The following is a 20,592-nucleotide window of genomic DNA, read 5'->3' as shown; positions in this document are numbered from 1 at the left end:
TAACCTTATACGTTATAAAAAGGAGGGCGCAATTAAATGAATGCGGTTACAATAGTTATTGCTTCTATGTGTATTTTAATGATTGCTTATCGGCTGTATGGAACATTCATGGCTGTTAAAGTTTTAAAGCTTGATGATTCAAAGGCAACTCCAGCGCATGAATTGAATGATGGGAAGGATTATGTACCTACTAATAAATGGGTTTCCTTTGGACACCATTTTGCAGCGATTGCAGCTGCAGGGCCGCTGGTAGGACCAATCCTTGCGGCGCAATTCGGCTATCTGCCGGGCTTGCTCTGGTTATTAATTGGAGCGGTTATTGGCGGTGCTGTACATGATGCCGTCGTACTATTTGCATCAATGCGCAAAAAAGGCAAATCCCTTTCAGAAGTGGCAAAAGAAGAGCTAGGTCCTGTAGCTGGTTTCTGTACTGGTCTTGCCATGCTGTTTATTATTACAATTACAATGGCCGGCTTATCGATGGTTGTTCTTCATGCCCTTGAAAATAATCCATGGGGTACCTTTGCGGTAGGAATCACCATTCCAATTGCCATGGGAGTAGGGCTTTTTTACAAGAAAACAGGAAATCTAAAATTAGCCTCAACAGTTGGTTTTATTTTACTTATGATTGGAGTCTTTGCAGGTCCATCGATACAAGGTACTGCACTTGGGGAATTCCTTACTTTTGATACAAAAACATTGGCTATTATTTTACCTATCTATGCTTTCTTTGCAGCAGCCCTTCCAGTATGGCTATTGCTTGCTCCAAGGGATTATTTAAGCAGCTTTATGAAAATTGGCGTCTTTATTGCATTGATTATCGGAGTTTTCATTATCAATCCATCTATTCACTTTCCAGCTGTTACAGAGTTTGTTGGAGGAGGGGGCCCTATTTTAGCTGGACCGGTATGGCCGTTTATCTCAATCACAATTGCCTGTGGAGCTATTTCGGGATTCCATGCATTTGTCGGTTCGGGCACCACACCAAAAATGCTCAATCGATGGAGCGATATTAAAGTTGTTGGTTTTGGAGCAATGTTAGTAGAATGTTTAGTTGGCATCATGGCTTTAATCGCAGCCACTGCCCTTCAGCCTGCTGATTATTTTGCCATAAACTCAACACCTGAGGTTTTTAAAACATTAGGAATGGAGGTTGTTCACCTGCCTGAGCTTGCCCGTGAAATCGGACTTGATTTAGAAGGGAGAACAGGAGGAGCTGTTACATTGGCTGTGGGAATGACCTATATTTTTACAAGTATTCCTTGGTTTGAAAGCTTGTCATCTTACTTCTTCCAATTTGTTATTATGTTTGAAGCGGTATTTATTTTAACGGCTATTGATGCAGGAACTCGAGTTGCTCGTTATCTTATACAAGATTTCTTCGGTGAGTTTTATCAACCGCTTAAGAAAACAGACTGGCTTCCTGGGAACATTATTGCCAGTGCCATTGCTTGCTTTATGTGGGGATATCTTCTTTATTCAGGAGATATAGGCTCTGTTTGGGCATTATTTGGTGTATCCAACCAGCTTATGGCATCAATTGGGTTAATCATTGGCGCAACGGTGATCTTGAAAATGGCAGATAAACGCAGATACATGCTAACATGCCTTATTCCGCTGGCATATTTGTTTATTACTGTTAACTATGCAGGCTATTGGATGGTGAAAAATGTTTATTTAAACCCTGAAGCAGCAGGTTTTAACGTTTTGAATGCCATATTGTCAGTCATTATGTTAATACTAGGAGTCATCATTTTGGTATCAGCTATTAAGAAGTGGCTGGACCTTTGGAATTCACCGCGAGTCCAAATGGATGTGACTTCTGCTTCATAGCTTAAAAAAGATCGCTACTTTTAGATAGCGATCTTTTTTTCATGGCTTTTTTCATCAATTCTATTTACCAAGTAGTACGGACGGATTGATTGATTGCATTCAGCGGGGGAGGGGGAGTCCGCAACAAGCTCTTCGAAAAGAGTCTTTTTAATTAAAGGATAAAAACTAATTGGTTATTAATTCATGATTAAAATAAGTCCATGTATTCGAAACCATACACTGAACCAATAGTCAATGCGATGGTCCAAATGGCAAGACTAACGGCCATCCAAGAGATAACATACGGACGAGAAGAGCCGAACGTTAATGCCAATATTGCAGCTAAGTCTGTTCCAACAATCCCTGGGGCTACTAAAGCTAGTCCTGGAAGCCCATATCGTTCCCATATTCTTCTTGCCCTTGTTTCCCTTTTTGATGGTGCTGTAATTCCCTTCCTTTGTCTTCTCCTCTCTCTCCACAAGGAAAGCTGCTTAAAAAAGAGGCCGAAAAGAAGCACCATAAGAAAGTTTCCAGCAAATCCAATAATCGCGACTGCAATCGGATTTAAACCCAATGCTATCCCAAGAGGCACTACAAGAAAAACATCTAATAATGGTGCGGCCGCAAGCACAAATAAAATAAAATATTGCCATATTCCATCAGTTTGTTGAATCCATTCCATCTGATATATAATCCTCCATTTTTCTATTCCTTAGTTAAAATGAATTTCTCTTTGGATACATATACGTACCAAATTTTCAAAAAGTTTCATAGTATATTAATTTTTTGAAAAAAGAAAAGCTTGTAAAGAAAATAGAATCATTTTCTTTACAAGCTTAACAAAAAAGATAATACCTACCAGTTACGATATTTTTTTATAAAATTGTGAAACTCCCGCCATCTGGTTAGTAAAGCTGATATTTGTCTTTTAATGATTCTGGAGCCATTTTAATCATTCCATCTAAAATAAATCCAGCAATCACAACATCATCGACAATTCCAAGTAATGATAAAAAGTCTGGGATTAAATCAAATGGGAAAAATGCATAGGTTAATAGTAATAAAATCCCTAGTACCTTTTTATGAAGCACAACTTCTTGTGAAAGAAAAAATTCCTTTAAGAACGGGATGAACTTCCAGAACTTAAGGATAAATTTTATTCGTTTAAAAAACTTAAACAAACGAATCACCCCTTTTAAGGTTTAATTGAATAGCTTTGAAACGTTGAGATTATACTAGAATGAAATCTCGGAGGGTTTTTCGTCTCTAAGGTTAAAGATGTGATCAAACTTGTTTCAAAAATAGTAACAAATACCATCAAAAAAAAGAATGAACGTACAAACCTAAATGGCAATTAAAATCGCTTCTCCTTAAAAATGTATAAATCTTAGAGAATCTTCCAATTTTGTAAATATCATGCCAGAAACTCTAATTATGATTATTATTTAAGAAGTCGACTTTACAATGTGTATCATCCTTTCAATTTGTTTACTAGTATTTTAAATAACCTGGATCATGTCCTGGTCTTTACTTTCAATCCCTTCGTTAAAGGTCAACCGAGTTTTAAAGCGATAAGAGATTTTTTCGGATGAAATAGGAATCGTTTCAGGCAGCTTGAATGTAAATGAAACCGAATTGGATTCGTCTGAATTAATAAGCTTTGATGATAAAACGGTTGCGGTATCGATTACCTTTTCTTGGCCAGTCGTTTGGTTGAGCATCACTAAATCACAGTCAATACGTTTAAGCTGTTGTTCAATGGTACCGCCTTTTATATAAAAATGTCCGTTTATAAGCTCGCCGCGTCGATATGTTTCCTTTGGCAAAATGAGGTCAATAATTGCTGAACCTACACCTAATAATGACATATATTTTCTAAGTAACATCATGTTCCTCCTGTATTCTCCCTTTATTTGCTTTGTTTAATATATTTTTGGTCAAGTCGTTTTTCAATTTTTTCTAGTTGTTTTTTATCATTTAGAAGTTCTTCTTTATTCTTTTTAATTAATTCTACGAACGACATTTTTTTCATAGTGTAGTTCTCCTTTCGTTACCCTAAAGAAGGATCAACAGAAAAAACCTTTACCATCTTGGTAAAGGTTTTAGAAAACAAATAAAGACCTTTACCAAAAAGTAAAGGTCTTGCTAACAACGGAATGTTGCCAACAAAGCCGAGAGCTAAAATTCACTCTGTAATGACGACTTTATTGTAAAAGCTACTCCCCTTTAGGAGATACGATTTATTATTTGAGTAAATCATATGATATTTTCTTACTTTCGTCAACAGGTATTTACGTGATTAATTAATGAAAATGTTACAAAAATGTTAAGTGCTAAGCGTTGAAAATATATTCAGCGAAAAATTAATCAACTGGGAGAAGGTAGATCGTGCATCATAACGAATTTCTATTAATAAAAGGCTGACTTAAATGGTCGGTCTTTTTTATTTTAAAGATATGTTAACGCTTACCGTTTTTTTTACTGTGTTGATTGGAGCAAAAACGCGAGACTCCTGCTGGAAAAGGGAGGCTTAAGCAGGTGTTAAAACAAACTAGCAGGGAATAAAATCAAATTAAAACAAAACAAACAAATACTATTAAACTAAAAAACAGACAAAAACGGGTATTAAAACAAAAAGAAAAGTAGTATAATCATATTAATAGATAGGAAAAAGGAAATTGGTTCATATTGAATGGAGGTTATGAAATGAAGGTCTCTCTTTTTATTACATGCTTGGCAGATGTTTTTTATTCAAATGTTGGGAAGCATACAGTAGAACTATTAGAGAAGCTGGGCTGTGAAGTCGATTTTCCTGAACAGCAAACATGCTGCGGACAGCCCGCTTTTAATAGCGGTTATCATAAAGAAACAAAAGAAGTGGCGAAGCATATGATTCGCACGTTTGAAGGATCTGATTATGTTGTCGGTCCATCAGGCTCATGTGTTGCTATGCTTGGCGAATACGGACATTTGTTTGAAAATGAACCTGTTTGGAAGGAAAAAGCAGAAAAACTAGCAAGTAAATCATATGAATTAACACAATTTATTGTTGAAGTTTTAAAGGTAGAAAACGTGAATGCTAGTTTGCCAGCATGCGCTACCTATCATAGATCTTGCCATATGACAAGGCTGCTAGGTGTGAAGGATGCACCAGGAAAGCTTTTAGACAACGTAGAAGGCTTAAAGGTGAATCCGCTTCCGAACAGTCAGGATTGCTGCGGTTTCGGCGGGACGTTCTCGGTGAAAATGGTGCCGATTTCTGAGCAAATGGTCGATGAAAAGGTTCAGCATATTGAGGAAACAGGGGCAGAAATTTTAATTGGCGCAGATTGCGGCTGCTTAATGAATATCGGAGGAAGAATCAACCGCAAGGGCAAGCCGATCAAAGTGATGCATATTGCAGAAGTACTGAATAGTGAGGTGAAGTAAGATGGCGATGAAAATAAGTGATGACAAGTTTTTTGAACGGGTGGATAAAGGTGTTCACAATACATTTATGCGCAATGCGGTTGTTGCTGCTCAAGAACGCATGCAGGGAAGACGTTTAGCAGCGGCTGAAGAATTAGGAAATTGGGAAGAATGGCGCAAGCTTGGTGAAGAAATTAGAACACACACACTCGAGAATCTCGATTACTATTTAGAGCAGCTTAGTGAAAATGTTACGAAACGTGGAGGCCATGTTTTCTTTGCCTCAACAAAGGAAGAAGCAAATGAGTATATTTCCAAAGTGGTAAAAGAAAAGCAAGCTAAAAAGGTTGTAAAGTCAAAATCAATGGTGACAGAGGAAATTCATTTAAATGCTGCACTTGAAAATGCTGGCTGTGAGGTGATTGAAACAGATTTAGGAGAGTATATTCTCCAGCTTGATGATCATGATCCGCCATCACATATTGTGGTCCCTGCACTTCATAAAAATAAAGAGCAAATTCGGGACACGTTTAAGGAAAAACGTGGCTATGATAAGTCGGAGATTCCAGAAGAACTGGCGCTTTTTGCAAGAGAGCAGCTTCGCCAGGAATTTTTAACTGCGGATTTAGGCATTACAGGCTGTAATTTTGCCGTTGCGGAATCAGGATCAATAAGCCTTGTAACAAATGAAGGGAATGCGGGACTTGTAACCGCTTTACCTAAAACGCAAATTACGGTAATGGGAATGGAACGGATTGTTCCTACCTGGGAAGAGCTAGATATCCTCGTAAGTTTACTTTGCCGAAGTTCTGTTGGTCAGAAACTAACAAGCTATATTACAGGCTTAACAGGACCGAAGGATGAAGAGGATGTTGATGGTCCAGAAGAGTTTCATCTTGTCATCGTTGATAATGGACGTTCCAATATATTAGGCACTGAGTTCCAAAGTGCTCTCCACTGCATTCGCTGTGCTGCATGTGTGAATGTTTGCCCGGTTTATCGCCATATTGGCGGCCATTCCTACGGATCAATATATGCTGGTCCGATCGGGGCTGTCTTAACACCATTATTAGGCGGTTATGAAGATTATAAGGAGCTTCCATATGCATCATCCTTATGTGCGGCATGTACGGAAGCATGTCCTGTGAAAATACCGCTGCATGAATTGCTCATTAAGCATCGGAGAAAGATTGTCGAAGATGAGAAGAAATCGCCATTTGCTGAAAAGCTTGCGATGAAGGGCTACCAGTTAGCTGCAAGTTCACCGAGTATTTATAAGGCGGGAACAAAATCAGCATCAACCGTGATGGCGCCATTTACCCAAGCGAACAGCATTCAAAAAGGCCCGGGTCCAATGAAGCCTTGGACAGATGTTCGTGATTTCCCAGCTCCAAGTAAGGAAAGATTTAGAGATTGGTATAAAAAGAGAGAGAAAGGTGGGGAATAGAAATGGCACAAGGACAAGTCCATAATCGCGAACCATTTCTAAATACTGTTGCAGCAAAGCTCGGTCGCGGACGAAAATCAATTGTTGCAAAGCCTGAGTGGAACACTACCCCGCAATATGATGTGTTAAAGGATGCATCACAGGATGACTTGGCAGACGTCCTAAAAAAGCATTGTAATGTGATCCATACTCAATTTATCGAAACGAATTCAAATGATTTAACAAAAAATCTGCGCAAGGTTTTTGAACAATATGAAGTTAACAGCGTAGTAACCTGGAAGGATAGCCGTCATAAGGAATTTCGCTTGGAGGATGAACTTCAAAAAAACTGGCCTGCTGAGGGCATCGATGTTCATATTTGGGATCCCGCCCTTAAGGAAAAGAATATTGAAGCAGCAGAAAAAGCGGATGTCGGAATCACCTATAGTGATATCACCCTAGCTGAATCAGGTACAGTTGTCTTATTCAGCAGTGAAAATAAAGGCCGTTCAGTGAGTTTATTACCGAAAACGTATATTGCAATTATCCCGAAAAGTACGCTCGTTCCTAGAATGACACAAGCAACATCGCTCATTTCTAAACAAGTGCAGGAGGGGAAAAACATCTCCTCTTGTATCGACTTCATTACCGGTCCAAGCAATAGTGCTGATATCGAACTCAATTTGATCGTTGGTGTACATGGTCCGATAAAAGCCACTTATATGTTAGTAAACGATAAATGAAATAAGTTTCAAAAACAAACAAAAAATGTATTCAAAAATAAACAAACATATTGTATAATAAAAACAAGATATAAAAAGAGAAAACAGAAACAAAGAGGAGGAAACAAAAATGGTACAAAGCTTATGGAATAAAGAACAGGCTTCAGCATTACAACCAGGATTAGAGGAGCTAGTTTACCGCTCCAATCTAATTGGTACAGACCGTTCCGTTTGTAACTGGGGCGGCGGAAATACATCAATGAAAACAATCGAAAAGGATTTCCGCGGTCGTGATGTAGAAGTCATGTACGTTAAAGGAAGCGGATCAGATTTAGCAACAATGAAAGCCCACAACTTCACTGGATTAAGAATGGAAGATATTCGCCCATTAATTGAACGTGACGAAATGTCAGATGAGGAAATGGTAGCATATCTTGCTCACTGCATGATCGACAGCAAGCATCCGCGTGCATCAATCGAAACTTTATTACATGCATTCTTGCCATTTAAGCATGTTGACCACACACACCCAGATGCAATCATCAGCCTTTGCTGTGCAGATAATGGCAGACAAATTGCAGAAGAAATTTACGGTGACCGTTTTGTATGGGTTCCTTACGTACGACCAGGATTTACTTTATCAAAAATGATTGCTGAAGGCGTAAAAAACAATCCAAATGCAGAGCTTGTTCTTATGGAAAAACACGGACTGGTTGTTTGGGGAGAAACGGCAGAAGAGAGTTATGAAAAAACAATTTCAGTTATCAACGAAGCTGAACAATATATTCAGGCTAGAGTAGTAGAAGAAAATGTATTTGGCGGACAAAAATACGAGTCACTTCCAGAAGAGGACCGTAAAAAGGTATTAGCTCAAGTAATGCCTGTTATCCGCGGTGCTGTGAGCGAAGAAAAGAAAATGCTTTTAACGTATGATGATGCTGAAGATGTATTACAATTTGTAAACAGCAATAATGCTCCAGAATTATCACAAGTAGGTGCAGCATGTCCTGATCACTTAGTTCATACAAAAATGACTCCATTATTCATTGACTGGAATCCTCAAGAACAAGATGCTGCAAGTTTAATAGAAAAAGTAAAAGCTGGAATTGCAAGTTTCAAAGAAGAGTACAAAGCATACTTCGAAAGAAACAAAAACGAAGGTGACCAAATTTCTGAAACAGCTCCGCGTGTTATTTTAATTCCTGGTATCGGAATGGTGAACACTGGCAAAAACGTAGCAATGGCCAACGTAAGCGGTGCTCTTTACCACCGTGCAATTGCGGTAATGAAGGGTTCTACGACCCTAGGTAGCTTTGTTTCTTTAAATGAAAATGAATCGTTCAATGTTGAATACTGGCCTTTAGAGCTTTACAAATTATCATTAGCTCCAGCTGAAGCTGAATTCTCAAGACAAGTAGCATTTGTTACAGGTGGAGCAGGCGGTATCGGAAGTGAAACTTGCCGTCAATTTGTTGCAGAAGGCGCACATGTAGTGATTGCTGACCTTAATCTTGAAGGTGCAGAAAAGGTTGCAGCAGAAATTAATGAAAAATATGGTGAGGGGCGTGCACTCGCTGTTAAGATGGATGTAACCAGCGAAGAAGCTGTTCAAGCAGCATTTAAACAATCAGCATTAACATACGGCGGTGTAGACATTATCGTAAACAATGCAGGTCTTGCCACTTCAAGTCCATTTGACGAAACATCTTTAAAAGAATGGAATCTTAATATGAATGTGCTTGGAACAGGTTATTTCTTAGTTGCCCGCGAAGCATTCAAACAAATGAAATCACAAGGCACTGGCGGTAACATGGTATTCATCGGTTCGAAAAACTCAGTATATGCTGGTAAAAATGCAGCTGCATACAGCTCTGTTAAAGCAATGGAAACTCATCTTGCAAGATGTATTGCTGCAGAAGGCGGAGAATTTGGTATTCGCGTAAACTCTGTACTTCCAGATGCTGTGCTTCAAGGATCAGCTATTTGGGGATCCAGCTGGAGAGAGGAACGTGCAGCAGCATACGGAATTCACCCAGATCAGCTAGAAGAGCACTATCGTAAACGTACAACTTTATTAGTGAATATCTATCCAAAAGATATTGCTCAATCCATTCTATTCTTTGCTTCTTCTAAATCAGATCGTACAACTGGCTGTATGCTTACTGTTGACGGCGGTGTACCAGCAGCATTTACTAGATAATAGACGATCGTAAGGTTATACCAAAGGGTCTGACTCCTCCGACAAACACTAGTATACGGAATTTTCTTTTAGTCAAAATCCTTATATCATGTGTTTGAGGGGTCTGACCCTTTTCCTTAAGAAAAAATTTTTTTGAGGATTTGAAAACGCTTAATATGGAAGTCTTAAACGACTATACGACATTTGCAGACTATGTGATAATATGAAGTTAGGGACAACAAGCACAAGGTCTGGCACTTTTAGTCATTCCTCATTGTAAGTATAACTTGGAGGTATTCATTCAAAATGCTTGTAGCAGAAAGACATCGGAAAATCGTTGAAGTTGTAAATGAAAAATTAAGTGTAAGAGTAACAGAGCTAAGTAAGCTTTTTAAAGTTACCGAAGAAACCATTAGGCGCGATTTGGAAAAATTGGAAAAAGAAAACTTGCTTCGCCGCAGTCATGGCGGTGCCGTAAGTATACAGGATGAGCAATCAGAGGTTTCTTATACCGAAAGAGAAATTACAAACGCAGCAGAAAAGAAAGCTATTGCACTTGAAGCGGTAAAGCTTATTATGCCTGGGGACCAAATTGTTTTAGACGCAAGTACATCCGCATGGTATATGGCAAAAGAAATGCCTGACCTCCCGTTAACTGTCATAACCAACTCTATTAAAGTGGCGGTTGAGCTCAGCAAAAAAGAGCAGGTGAAAGTGATTTCTACAGGAGGGATGCTCCTGGCAAGATCCCTTTCATATGCTGGCCCTTTAGCAGAAAGATCGTTAAATATGTATCATGTAAACAAGGCGTTTATTTCTTGCAAAGGAGTTCACCTGGAAGGCGGCTTAAGCGATTCAAATGAATGGCAGGCTTTATTGAAAAGACAAATGATGTCAATTGCGGATCAAACGATTCTATTGGCGGATTCGACAAAGTTTGGTGTTCGCACCTTTGCGCATATCACCAACATCGGACAGGTTAGCTCTATACTGACTGACTCCAAAATTGATGATTCATACAGCAGGGCATTGGAGGAAAAAGGTGTCCAAGTTAAAACTGTTAAGGTTGCAGAATAAAACCGGGCAGCCAGCATGACAAGCTTGCCCAATTTAAATGAGGGATCTAAGGTGAATTCTGATCTTTTACAGGAATTACTTCAATTGACTGACGAAGAAAAGCTAATGCTTCAACAGAAAAAAGAAGTGAAAAAAGAACTGTACACAAGCCAAGATCACTTTATTGTTGAGAGTGAGAAATTTCTTAACAATAATACGATGATCATGGTGCGAAAGCATATAAGATTTGTTGACTTTCCAAAGCATAAACATAATTATATTGAATTGAATTATGTGTATCATGGAACGCTTAAGCAAACTGTCGGAAATGAGCGTTTCATCTTAAAAAAAGGCGATCTTCTGTTTTTAAATCAACATATAGAGCATGAGCTTGAGGCATGTAGCGAAGAGGATATTATTATCAATTTTATCATCAAGCCAGAATTTTTCTCCTTCATCTTTTCCTATTTAACAACGGAAAACTTGCTCAGCAATTTTTTAATTAACAGCCTTTTTAATCATACACAAAACGGACAATATCTTTATTTTGCTGTATCAGAGATTAAGAGTATCCAGGAGCTGGTTGGGAAAATAATCGTAGAAATCATGCAGCCCTCGTTAATGTCTGAATCAACAATTAAATTATATATGGGTTTATTAATGGTTGAGCTTATCAAGCATTCAGATAAGGTGAAATATAAAGAGGATGCAGATAAACATCATACCATAATAGAATCTCTGAAATATGTGGAAGAAAACTATCAAGATGCTTCCTTATATCATTTAGCAGAAAAATTAAATCAGCCGCACTATGCCTTAAGTAAACAAATAAAAAAGGCTACGAATCTAACCTTTAAAGAATTACTTCAGGAAAAAAGATTACGTGTTGCAAAGGATTTATTAGAAAATACTTCTTTATCAATTGCTTCTATTATTGAACAGGTAGGGTATGAAAATATCAGCTATTTCTACCGGGTGTTTAAAAGCAAATACGGATATACACCAAAACAATTTAGAGAACTGACAATTAAATAGTTTTCATAATTAGCCATATTTCTCCTTGTTATATAAGAAAATATGGCTTTTTTTGTCGCAGGATGACAAAAAGGATAATAGTGCAAATAAGGACAATAAAATAGTTGAATAGCGATATTGGATGTTTCATTAAACTATTTTATTATAAAGACAAGCAAGCGTTTTCAATGAAGAGGGTGAAAAATATGAGTAAATATAGCTTAGCAGTAGATATAGGAGCTTCAAGCGGAAGATTGATTCTTGGGCATCTTGAAAATGGCAAGCTAAAATTAAACGAAATTCATCGTTTTGAAAACAATATTGTTCAAAAAGGTGAGCATTATTGTTGGGATGTAGAAAAACTATTTAATGAAATAAAAGCGGGAATCAAAAAGTGCAATGATTTAGATATAAAACCTGAAAGCATTGGGATCGATACTTGGGCAGTTGACTTCATGCTGCTGGATGAAAACGACAATCCGATAACAGATGCAGCAGCTTACCGCGATCCCCGCACAGATGGAATGATGGAGGAAGTATTTAACATTATTCCAAAAGAGAAGCTTTATTTAGAAACAGGTATTCAATTTCTAAAATTCAACACCATCTACCAGCTTTATTCTTTAAAGCAAAAATCGCCGGAGATTCTTGATAAAGCCAAGTCGTTTTTGATGATACCAGAATACTTTAACTTTTTACTAACTGGCAAAAAGGTAAATGAATATACAAATGCTACCTCTACACAGCTCGTGAATGCATTCACGAAAAAATGGGATGAAGAGATTTTAGATCAATTAGGAATAAATAAACAAATATTCCAAGAGATTCATCCTCCTAAAACGGTATTAGGAACGCTCTCTGAAGAGCTAGTAAATGAAGTAGGATTTGATATGAAGGTCGTACTACCTGCGACACATGATACAGGATCAGCTGTACTCTCAGTACCTGAACTGAAGGATACGATTTACATCAGCTCTGGTACATGGTCATTAATAGGTGTCGAAAATCGTTTCCCTATTTGCGTTCCCAAAGCGCTAGAATATAACTTTACCAATGAAGGCGGCGTTGATTACCGCTTCCGTTTTCTAAAGAATATTATGGGACTCTGGATGATTCAAGAGGTGAAACGAAACTATAATGATCAATACTCATTTGCTGAATTAGTTAACCTCGCCCTTGAGGAAAAAGAGTTTAACTCCATTGTGAATGTTGATGATGACCGTTTCTTAAAACCTGAAAATATGGTAGAGGAAATTCAGAAGTACTGTAAAGAAACGAATCAGCAGGTACCGCAAACACCGGGACAAATCGCAAAATGCGTGTATGAGAGTTTGGTAACTAGTTATCAGCAAGCAATAAATGAAATAGAAGAAATCTTTGAAAAGTCATTCCCTAAAGTAAATGTCATAGGCGGCGGCTGCCAAAATGAAATGTTAAATCAACTAATTGCTGATGTGACGAATAAAGAGGTTGTTGCCGGACCAGTTGAAGCTACAGCGATTGGCAATATTGTCGCACAGTTAATGGCTTTAGGAGAAATAGAAGACATTACTCAAGCAAGATCAATTATTAAAGATTCATTTGAAGTAAAAACCTATAAACCACTATTAGTGAGAGGATGAGAAAGATGTCAGTAAAAGAAAGTTTTGAACTAGCTAAAAAGGAATACGAAAAATGGGGCATCAATGTTGATGAGGTATTTGAACAATTAAAGCAGGTACCTATATCCATTCATTGCTGGCAAGGTGATGATATCGGCGGCTTTGAAGTAAATAAAGGTGAATTATCTGGGGGAATCGATGTAACAGGAAACTATCCAGGTAAAGCAACAACACCTGAAGAATTAAGAAGTGATTTAGAGAAGGTACTTTCCCTTATTCCTGGTAAGCACCGCGTCAATTTACATGCAATCTATGCTGAAACAAACGGTGAAGCTGTGGATAGAGATCAAATAGAACCAAAGCATTTTGAAAACTGGGTAAACTGGGCGAAGAAAAATGGACTAGGTCTTGATTTTAACCCAACGCTTTTCTCCCATGAAAAAGCAGCAGATGGCTTAACTTTAGCACACCCGAATCAAGAAATTCGCGAATTCTGGATTAATCACTGTATTGCCAGCCGTAAAATTGGCGAGTACTTTGGAAAAGAATTAGGAACACCAGCCTTAACGAATGTGTGGATTCCTGATGGCTATAAAGATGTACCAAGCGACCGCCTTACACCAAGAGTACGCTTAAAAGAATCTTTAGACAAAATTTTTGAAGAGCAAATCGATGAGCAATACAATATTGATGCAGTAGAAAGTAAATTGTTCGGCATCGGCTCTGAGTCCTATGTTGTCGGCTCACATGAATTTTATTTAGGCTATGCATTGAAAAATAACAAATTATGCCTGCTGGACACTGGACATTTCCATCCAACTGAAACAGTTTCAAATAAAATTTCGTCCATGTTATTATACAGCGATAAGCTTGCATTGCACGTTTCACGCCCGGTACGCTGGGACAGTGACCATGTTGTCACACTTGATGATGAGTTAAGAGAAATTGCCTTAGAGATTGTTCGCAACGAAGCACTGGACAAAGTGATGATTGGACTCGATTTCTTTGACGCAAGCATCAACCGTGTTGCTGCATGGGCAATCGGAACACGCAATATGATTAAATCCTTACTGTACGCTATGCTTGTACCAAATAACCACTTAAAACAACTGCAAGAAGAAGGCAACTTTACTGAAAGACTAGCGCTAATCGAGGAATTCAAAACATACCCATTCGGAGCAATCTGGGATTACTACTGCGAACAAATGGGAGTACCAGTAAAAGAAGCGTGGTTAGAAGAAGTGAAGAAATATGAGCAAGACGTATTATCAAAAAGATAAATAAGAGGAAAGGGCTGCAACTGCTAGGGAATAGTGGTTGCAGCCCTTTTATTTTGCTAATCAGTGTTCTTCGTCTATTTGAAATAGGCTGTGAAAAGGGTAAATGGCTGATAAATTTGAGGTTGTGCCGATAATAAGAAGAGAGGTGAAAAGGTGCTAATCCGCTGAAAAAAGAGGGGAGCGCTGAAAAGTTGGGTCAATCCGCTGAAAAAAGCCAGTCGCGCTGCAAATAGGTCATATCGCCAAAAACGGCAGCCCGCCTATTAAAGGAGGATGCCGCTAAAACAGACGATACCACCATAAAAAAAGAGAGTCCGCCATTATATTCCGCAAAGTCCAGAATATAAAAACGGCAAACTCTCTCCAAAACGCCTCACTCACGATCGGCAGCACTCTTCCACTAGTCTTCCTGAGAATCCTGCAGAGCTTCCAATAACAGATCGACAATATGCAAGGCACGTACTCGATCCGACAATCCTTCACGTTCAATACCGAGCTTCATTTGCAATAAGCAGCCTGGATTGGCAGTGACAATCGTTGTAGCATGAGTTGCTTTAGCTTGTTCCATTTTATGATCCAATATCTGCATAGACATTTCAGATTCGACAATGTTATAGATACCGGCTGAACCACAGCATCGGTCGGCATCCTTCATTTCCTGAAAATCAATGCCTTTTATTGCTTGCATCAGAAGGCGAGGTTCACTGGAGGTCTTCATCACATTCCGTAAATGGCAGGAATCTTGGTACGTAACAACTTGTGCGGGCAGCTTCAAGTTTCGTTTATGGAATTCCAGCTCCACTAGGACAGCAGATACATCCTTCAGCTTGTTAACAAAGTCTTTGGCACGGTCCTTCCATTTTGGATCATCTTTTAGTAAATGATCATAATCAATTAAGAATGCACCACAGCCTCCGGCATTTGTAATAATATAATCAATGGTAAGTTCTTCAAACGCTTGAATATTACGTTTTGCTAATTCTTTTGCCTGTTCTTTTTCCCCGCTATGACCATGTAGTGCGCCGCAGCATGCTTGATTTTTCGGAATCACGATTTCACAGCCAGCAGCTTGCAGTAGTTTGATTGTTGCATTATTTGTGTCTAAAAACATCGTATCCATTAAACAACCTGAGAAAAAAGCGACTCTTTTTTTACGTATCCCTTCTGGTTGATGATGGGTAGGCCGGTTTTTCATTTCCTTTATTGTCGGTACTTTAGGAAGCACTTTTTCCATTGTCGCGAGATGATCAGGCAGGATATTGATTAAGCGCGTTTTTCTCATCATGCTTTGTAAACCTGACCGCTGATAGAATCCTAGAAAGCCAGTTGCCATGATCATACGATTTTGATATGGAAAGAGTCCTTCAAAGACTGCCTTGCGTACGGCACGGACAGGCAGTGAATGTTTTTTATTTTGGTTGATAATATCCCTTGCTTCCTCTAGTAAATGACCGTAATTGACACCAGATGGGCAAACAGGTTCACATGCGCGGCAGCCAAGGCAAAGCTCTAACGAACGTTCCACATCCTCGTCTGGTTCTATCAATCCGTCTGCTACTGCCTTCATAAGTGCAATGCGTCCACGTGGAGAGTGGGATTCTTTAAAACCTGATTCAACATAAGTGGGACAAGATGGCAAACAAAAGCCGCAGCGCATGCAATTTAAAAGCTCATCTTCATCCATCCGTTCTTTAAATTGTTGTTGAATCTTGTCACGTTCTTTTAAGGTTGTCATCTTGTTACCACCACCCGTTTTCGAGATTCTTTGGCAAAGACTTTCCCTGGATTCATAATATTGTTTGGGTCTAGTGCCGTTTTTATTGCCTTCATCGCTGCGATTCCTTCTTTTCCAAGCTTCAGTTCCAGATAAGGTGCTTTCATTACACCGACACCATGTTCGCCTGTAATCGTTCCGCCAAGCTCGATTGCTTTCTCAAAGATTTCTGCGAATGCTTTTTCGACTCGTTCAATTTCCTCTTGGTTTCGTGAGTCTGTTAAACATGTTGGGTGCAAATTCCCGTCACCTGCATGTCCGAATGTACAAATGTTGACTTGGTATTTATTTGCGATTTCATTAATGGCACGTACCATTTTCGCAATTTCTGACCGCGGGACAGTTGCATCCTCTAGAATCGTTGTGGGTTTTAAACGAGCGAGTGCAGATAAGGCTGATCGGCGTGCTGTTCGTAAGGCCATTGCCTGTTCTTCTGATTCGGCGACTTGAACGGAAATCGCATTTTCCGCTGCGCAAACTTCCGAAATTCGCTTTATATCTCGCTCAACTACCTCAGAAGGCCCATCCTGTTCAATTAAGAGAACGGCTTGGACATTTGTAGGCAAGCCAATTTTTGCAAAGTCCTCTACAACCTGAAGCGTTGGCTGATCAAGAAATTCCAGCGTCGTTGGGATGATTTTACTTGCGATCATTTTTGAAACAGAACGTGCTGCTGCTTCAAGGTCCTGATATAAAGCAAGAATGGTTTTTTTTGTTTCAGGCATCGGAATTAATTTTAAGGTAGCTTCTGTAATAATCCCCAGTGTTCCTTCAGAACCGACAAATAATCGCGTTAAATCATAACCGGCTACATCCTTTGCCAGTTTTCCTCCTGTGCGGATAATATCTCCGTTTGCTAATACAATTTCAAGAGCGATGACATAATCACGTGTAACACCGTATTTTAATCCGCGCAAGCCACCGGAATTTTCGTTAATGTTCCCGCCAATGGTTGAAATTTTCATTGAACTGGGATCTGGGGGATAGAATAAGCCGCGTGACTCTACCTCATTAATCATATCGAGCGTAATCACACCAGGCTGAACCGTAACAGTTAAGTTTTCTTCATCTATTTCAAGGATGCGGTTCATATGCTTAAACAAGATAACAAGTCCGCCTTCAGTAGGACAAGTGCCTGCACAAAGATTTGTGCCAGAACCGCGGGGGACGATAGGGATGTTATGTTTAAGACAGATCCTGACGATTTCTGAAATCTCTTTTGTGTTACGCGGAGATATCACTCCATCTGGCATCGATTGAAACTGAGGAGTTGCATCATATGAGTAAACAAGCCGTCCAGCATTTGAATCATCAAAGTTTTCAGAACCAACGATTTTGATTAATTTTGTTTTTATATCGGATGTAATCATTTATTTCACACCTTTATCAAATAGTTAAAATTTTGAATTTCTTCTATTAAAAAATGAATCTATGCATCTGCAATTTAGAATAGAATTGAAATAATATTTTATTAATAGTATATTATAATTAAAATAAAAAATCAAAATGAATCAGTGAGGTGTTATAAATGGAGTATTCTATACTAGCTGTTGATTTAGATGGAACGTTATTAAACAAAGAACATGAAATCGATCAGGAAACGGTTGAGGCGATCCATGAGTATCGCGACAAAGGCGGAAAGGTTGTGATATGCAGCGGCAGAACGGCATTATCAACAAGATGGATTGCTGAAACAATCGGAATCACAGACCCTATTGTTGCGTTAAATGGTGCAGTTATTCAAACTCATAATGGAAACATTATAGAGAGATTTCATTTTGAACAAAAAGCGTTGCCTCGTTTTCTTGACTTTTGCCTGTCACATGGTGTGTATGCCCATTTTTATGAAGGGGAATCGATTCTTGTACCTGAAGAAAATCATTGGAATGTCAGCTGGGTGGAACAAAATATCTTGCCATTGCAAAGGTCAGGTGGTAATCCGGATGTTTGCCAGCGGTACCGGGATCAATGCTCTGTTCAATTAGTAGAAGATTTCAATCATTACTTAGGAAATAACAATTCAATCATATCAAAAATTGCTGTTTTTCATAAACAAGATTCACTTTATGAATTTTCAAAGAAGCTTGCCGGGCAATCTAATGATTATGAAGTTTCCACCAGCCTAAATTATTCAAATTTAGAAATATCTCCAAGCGGCGTTTCAAAAGCTGGATCCATTACCAGGCTTGCCGCTCAATTAGGTATTCCATTATCAAAGGTAGCTGCAATTGGAGATAATTATAACGATATGAAAATGCTTAAAGCAGCTGGTTTAGGAATTGCGATGGGGAATGCTCCTGATGAAGTGAAAGTGGCAGCAGATGTAATGACAGAGACGAACGGTGAAGCTGGTGTAGCAAAGGCAATACGAAAGTTTTTATTATGAAATTAAAATATTATTTTAAAATTTTATTTTATATATTGAAATTTAATTTCAAACACGCTATACTGAACGTAGATTTTGCAACACGAAAATGGAGGTCAATTCAATGGATCAAAAACTCACCTTATTGACAACAGAATCTCGTAACGATCGAACCATGCATATAGATACAGCCGATACGGCTGAAATTTTGAGAGTGATGAATGAAGAGGACCAAAAAGTGGCCTTGGCTGTTCAACAAGTGCTTCCAGATGTCGAAGCGGCGATCAATTTTGCTTTTGAGTCATTGAAGAATGGCGGCCGGCTTATTTATCTTGGAGCAGGCACCAGCGGACGGCTTGGTGTGTTGGATGCGGTTGAATGCCCGCCGACGTTCAGTACTGATCCAAGCTTAGTTCAAGGGATTATGGCAGGCGGAGAAAGAGCATTTGTGAAAGCAGTCGAAGGTGCTGAGGATAAGGAAGAACTTGGTGAGCAGGATTTAAGGGACATTCAGTTAAGTTCAAATGATACAGTTATTGGCATTGCGGCAAGCGGCCGTACACCTTATGTAGTTGGTGCGCTTAAATATGCAAAAAGTGTAGGAGCAAAAGCTGTGGCATTATCATGCAATGAAAATGCACCGATCAGCCAAGTAGCAGACCAGAGCATTGAAGTTGTCGTTGGTCCTGAAGTACTGACAGGCTCAACAAGATTAAAAGCTGCAACAGCGCATAAAATGATCTTAAATATGATTTCAACGACGACGATGATTAAGCTTGGTAAGGCATATGAAAATTTAATGGTTGATGTGCATGTGAGTAACTTTAAATTAAAGGAACGTGCGACAAATATTATTCGTAAAATTACCAATGTCTCATATGAACAAGCGAAAGAAACACTGGAATTAGCAAATAATGAAGTAAAAACAGCAATCGTCATGATTGCAGCAGGAAAAGAGTATGAAGAAGCCGCAAAGCTGCTTGAACAGGCTAAAGGATATGTGAGAACTGCAATTGAACTTAGTAAGAATTAAAGGAGAGTAAAGATGGCATCAGGCGGATTAAATATAATTAAAAATGTAATACCAAGCCTTCCGGAATCTGAGCGGAAAATTGCAGATTATATTTTGGATCATCCAAAAGAGGTGGTGAATTGTACCGCTGGAGAGCTGGGGGCATTGGCTGGTTCAAGCAGTGCAGCTGTTATTCGTTTATGCAAGTCGCTTGGTGTTAAAGGATTTCAAGAATTAAAGGTAAGGATCGCCGGAGATTTAGTAAAGCCGGTTGAACAAGGCTATCGGGACATTGAGCCGGATGAAACGATTCAATCGATTGTTCAAAAGACAACAAGCAACAGTATTCAAAGCTTGAGCGATACATCTGAACTGATTAACAATGATGAGCTTGAGCAAGCCGTTCATGTATTGCTTAAAGCAAAAAATGTTCATTTTTTTGGAATTGGTGCTTCACATATTATTGCGATGGATGCACAACAAAAATTTCTTCGAATTAATAAAGGTTCAACCGCCTTTACTGATGCACATCTTGTCGCAACACTGATTGCGAATGCTGATGAAGATGATGTTGTGTTTGGCATATCCTTCTCAGGAGAAACAAGAGAAGTCATTAATGTTCTTTCACTGGCTAAAGAAAATGGTGTGAAAACAATAAGCTTAACGAAATATGGCCAGTCAGCGGTTTCGTCATTAGCAGAAATTAATTTATTTACATCATACTCAAACGAGGCACCGTTTCGAAGTGCTGCCACATCTTCCCGGCTTGCCCAGCTCTATGTCATCGATTTGCTGTTTTTATGCATGGCGGCTAAGCAGTATGATGAGACAGTCCAATATATTGATAAAACAAGAGAAGCCATAAAATTTTTAAAAGAGAATAAATAATCGCCTGTACCTTCTAAATCAGGCTTTTATTTCAGAAAAATAATAGCGTTTTCAA

General features: G+C 38.8%; 19 protein-coding genes. 12 read left to right on the top strand and 7 right to left on the bottom strand.

What is annotated here, in order from left to right; genetic code table 11:
* The first annotated feature begins 36 nt into the window (after positions 1-36).
* Positions 37-1,833 carry a carbon starvation protein CstA gene (gene cstA, locus WQ54_RS22440; protein WP_046587562.1) on the top strand — a complete coding sequence of 599 codons (1,797 nt, stop codon included), beginning with the start codon at positions 37-39 and terminating at the stop codon, positions 1,831-1,833.
* 187 nt (positions 1,834-2,020) lie between these two features.
* On the opposite strand, the gene WQ54_RS22435 is transcribed toward cstA, so the two are convergent.
* The 4 genes from WQ54_RS22435 to WQ54_RS32985 form a co-directional block, all read right to left on the bottom strand.
* On the bottom strand, positions 2,021-2,494 hold the full coding sequence (locus WQ54_RS22435; RefSeq protein ID WP_046587560.1) for a small multi-drug export protein: 474 nt from the start codon (positions 2,492-2,494) through the stop codon (positions 2,021-2,023).
* A gap of 223 nt (positions 2,495-2,717) precedes the next feature.
* Complete coding sequence (locus tag WQ54_RS22430; RefSeq protein WP_046587559.1) at positions 2,718-2,993, bottom strand: YkvA family protein; 276 nt, start codon at positions 2,991-2,993, stop codon at positions 2,718-2,720.
* Between the two features lie 318 nt (positions 2,994-3,311).
* Complete coding sequence (locus WQ54_RS22425) at positions 3,312-3,701, bottom strand: sporulation protein (RefSeq protein WP_231597619.1); 390 nt, start codon at positions 3,699-3,701, stop codon at positions 3,312-3,314.
* 20 nt (positions 3,702-3,721) lie between these two features.
* Positions 3,722-3,844 carry an FbpB family small basic protein gene (locus WQ54_RS32985; RefSeq protein ID WP_084822273.1) on the bottom strand — a complete coding sequence of 41 codons (123 nt, stop codon included), beginning with the start codon at positions 3,842-3,844 and terminating at the stop codon, positions 3,722-3,724.
* Between the two features lie 674 nt (positions 3,845-4,518).
* Here WQ54_RS32985 and WQ54_RS22420 point away from each other — a divergent pair.
* The 8 genes from WQ54_RS22420 to rhaA all read left to right on the top strand — a co-directional run bounded on the left by WQ54_RS22420 (position 4,519) and on the right by rhaA (position 14,498).
* A complete protein-coding gene (locus WQ54_RS22420; protein ID WP_046587556.1) occupies positions 4,519-5,241 on the top strand; it encodes a (Fe-S)-binding protein in 723 nt (240 codons plus the stop codon).
* Position 5,242: 1 nt separating this feature from the next.
* The gene (locus tag WQ54_RS22415; protein ID WP_046587554.1) at positions 5,243-6,667 is read left to right on the top strand and encodes a LutB/LldF family L-lactate oxidation iron-sulfur protein; all 1,425 of its coding nucleotides are present in this window, start codon (positions 5,243-5,245) and stop codon (positions 6,665-6,667) included.
* Between the two features lie 2 nt (positions 6,668-6,669).
* On the top strand, positions 6,670-7,389 hold the full coding sequence (locus WQ54_RS22410; protein WP_046587552.1) for a lactate utilization protein C: 720 nt from the start codon (positions 6,670-6,672) through the stop codon (positions 7,387-7,389).
* A 70-nt stretch (positions 7,390-7,459) separates the two neighbouring features.
* Positions 7,460-9,568, top strand: coding sequence for a bifunctional aldolase/short-chain dehydrogenase (locus WQ54_RS22405; protein WP_269431588.1), 2,109 nt, complete (start codon positions 7,460-7,462; stop codon positions 9,566-9,568).
* A 285-nt stretch (positions 9,569-9,853) separates the two neighbouring features.
* Positions 9,854-10,624, top strand: a complete 771-nt coding sequence (locus WQ54_RS22400) for a DeoR/GlpR family DNA-binding transcription regulator (RefSeq protein ID WP_046587549.1) — start codon at positions 9,854-9,856, stop codon at positions 10,622-10,624.
* A gap of 51 nt (positions 10,625-10,675) precedes the next feature.
* Complete coding sequence (locus tag WQ54_RS22395; RefSeq protein ID WP_156178078.1) at positions 10,676-11,638, top strand: AraC family transcriptional regulator; 963 nt, start codon at positions 10,676-10,678, stop codon at positions 11,636-11,638.
* Positions 11,639-11,823: 185 nt separating this feature from the next.
* Positions 11,824-13,239 (top strand): rhamnulokinase, encoded by a 1,416-nt coding sequence (rhaB, locus tag WQ54_RS22390; RefSeq protein WP_046587545.1) that lies wholly within the window; start codon positions 11,824-11,826, stop codon positions 13,237-13,239.
* 5 nt (positions 13,240-13,244) lie between these two features.
* Positions 13,245-14,498 (top strand): L-rhamnose isomerase, encoded by a 1,254-nt coding sequence (rhaA, locus tag WQ54_RS22385; protein WP_046587543.1) that lies wholly within the window; start codon positions 13,245-13,247, stop codon positions 14,496-14,498.
* Between the two features lie 196 nt (positions 14,499-14,694).
* On the opposite strand, the gene WQ54_RS33875 is transcribed toward rhaA, so the two are convergent.
* From WQ54_RS33875 to glcD, 3 genes are read right to left on the bottom strand one after another with little or no spacing between them, the layout of a single operon-like run.
* Complete coding sequence (locus WQ54_RS33875; protein ID WP_156178076.1) at positions 14,695-14,865, bottom strand: hypothetical protein; 171 nt, start codon at positions 14,863-14,865, stop codon at positions 14,695-14,697.
* A 33-nt stretch (positions 14,866-14,898) separates the two neighbouring features.
* Positions 14,899-16,233, bottom strand: a complete 1,335-nt coding sequence (locus WQ54_RS22380) for a (Fe-S)-binding protein (RefSeq protein ID WP_046587542.1) — start codon at positions 16,231-16,233, stop codon at positions 14,899-14,901.
* Positions 16,230-17,642: a glycolate oxidase subunit GlcD gene (gene glcD / locus WQ54_RS22375; RefSeq protein ID WP_046587540.1), complete on the bottom strand. Its 1,413-nt coding sequence runs from the start codon at positions 17,640-17,642 to the stop codon at positions 16,230-16,232. The genes WQ54_RS22380 and glcD overlap by 4 nt, the downstream gene beginning before the upstream one ends.
* Before the next feature lie 158 nt (positions 17,643-17,800).
* Here glcD and WQ54_RS22370 point away from each other — a divergent pair, with 158 nt between their 5' ends.
* The 3 genes from WQ54_RS22370 (at position 17,801) to WQ54_RS22360 (ending at position 20,537) form a co-directional block, all read left to right on the top strand.
* The gene (locus tag WQ54_RS22370; RefSeq protein ID WP_046587538.1) at positions 17,801-18,658 is read left to right on the top strand and encodes a Cof-type HAD-IIB family hydrolase; all 858 of its coding nucleotides are present in this window, start codon (positions 17,801-17,803) and stop codon (positions 18,656-18,658) included.
* Between the two features lie 103 nt (positions 18,659-18,761).
* Complete coding sequence (gene murQ / locus WQ54_RS22365) at positions 18,762-19,670, top strand: N-acetylmuramic acid 6-phosphate etherase (protein WP_046587537.1); 909 nt, start codon at positions 18,762-18,764, stop codon at positions 19,668-19,670.
* A gap of 12 nt (positions 19,671-19,682) precedes the next feature.
* Positions 19,683-20,537 (top strand): MurR/RpiR family transcriptional regulator, encoded by an 855-nt coding sequence (locus WQ54_RS22360; RefSeq protein WP_046587534.1) that lies wholly within the window; start codon positions 19,683-19,685, stop codon positions 20,535-20,537.
* Positions 20,538-20,592: the final 55 nt, after the last annotated feature.

Origin of the sequence: Bacillus sp. SA1-12 (genome assembly GCF_000981385.1) — a bacterium.
Taxonomy (GTDB): domain Bacteria; phylum Bacillota; class Bacilli; order Bacillales; family Bacillaceae; genus Metabacillus.
This window is presented reverse-complemented; position numbering and strand designations above follow the sequence as displayed.

What these genes read in the sequence shown, in the direction of transcription:
- cstA (WP_046587562.1), top strand. Translation starts at nt 37, where the DNA reads ATGAATGCGGTTACAATAGTTATTGCTTCTATGTGTATTTTAATGATT.
- WQ54_RS22435 (WP_046587560.1), bottom strand. Translation starts at nt 2,494, where the DNA reads ATGGAATGGATTCAACAAACTGATGGAATATGGCAATATTTTATTTTA.
- WQ54_RS22425 (WP_231597619.1), bottom strand. Translation starts at nt 3,701, where the DNA reads ATGATGTTACTTAGAAAATATATGTCATTATTAGGTGTAGGTTCAGCA.
- WQ54_RS32985 (WP_084822273.1), bottom strand. Translation starts at nt 3,844, where the DNA reads ATGAAAAAAATGTCGTTCGTAGAATTAATTAAAAAGAATAAAGAAGAA.
- WQ54_RS22420 (WP_046587556.1), top strand. Translation starts at nt 4,519, where the DNA reads ATGAAGGTCTCTCTTTTTATTACATGCTTGGCAGATGTTTTTTATTCA.
- WQ54_RS22415 (WP_046587554.1), top strand. Translation starts at nt 5,243, where the DNA reads ATGGCGATGAAAATAAGTGATGACAAGTTTTTTGAACGGGTGGATAAA.
- WQ54_RS22410 (WP_046587552.1), top strand. Translation starts at nt 6,670, where the DNA reads ATGGCACAAGGACAAGTCCATAATCGCGAACCATTTCTAAATACTGTT.
- WQ54_RS22400 (WP_046587549.1), top strand. Translation starts at nt 9,854, where the DNA reads ATGCTTGTAGCAGAAAGACATCGGAAAATCGTTGAAGTTGTAAATGAA.
- rhaB (WP_046587545.1), top strand. Translation starts at nt 11,824, where the DNA reads ATGAGTAAATATAGCTTAGCAGTAGATATAGGAGCTTCAAGCGGAAGA.
- rhaA (WP_046587543.1), top strand. Translation starts at nt 13,245, where the DNA reads ATGTCAGTAAAAGAAAGTTTTGAACTAGCTAAAAAGGAATACGAAAAA.
- WQ54_RS22380 (WP_046587542.1), bottom strand. Translation starts at nt 16,233, where the DNA reads ATGACAACCTTAAAAGAACGTGACAAGATTCAACAACAATTTAAAGAA.
- glcD (WP_046587540.1), bottom strand. Translation starts at nt 17,642, where the DNA reads ATGATTACATCCGATATAAAAACAAAATTAATCAAAATCGTTGGTTCT.
- WQ54_RS22370 (WP_046587538.1), top strand. Translation starts at nt 17,801, where the DNA reads ATGGAGTATTCTATACTAGCTGTTGATTTAGATGGAACGTTATTAAAC.
- murQ (WP_046587537.1), top strand. Translation starts at nt 18,762, where the DNA reads ATGGATCAAAAACTCACCTTATTGACAACAGAATCTCGTAACGATCGA.
- WQ54_RS22360 (WP_046587534.1), top strand. Translation starts at nt 19,683, where the DNA reads ATGGCATCAGGCGGATTAAATATAATTAAAAATGTAATACCAAGCCTT.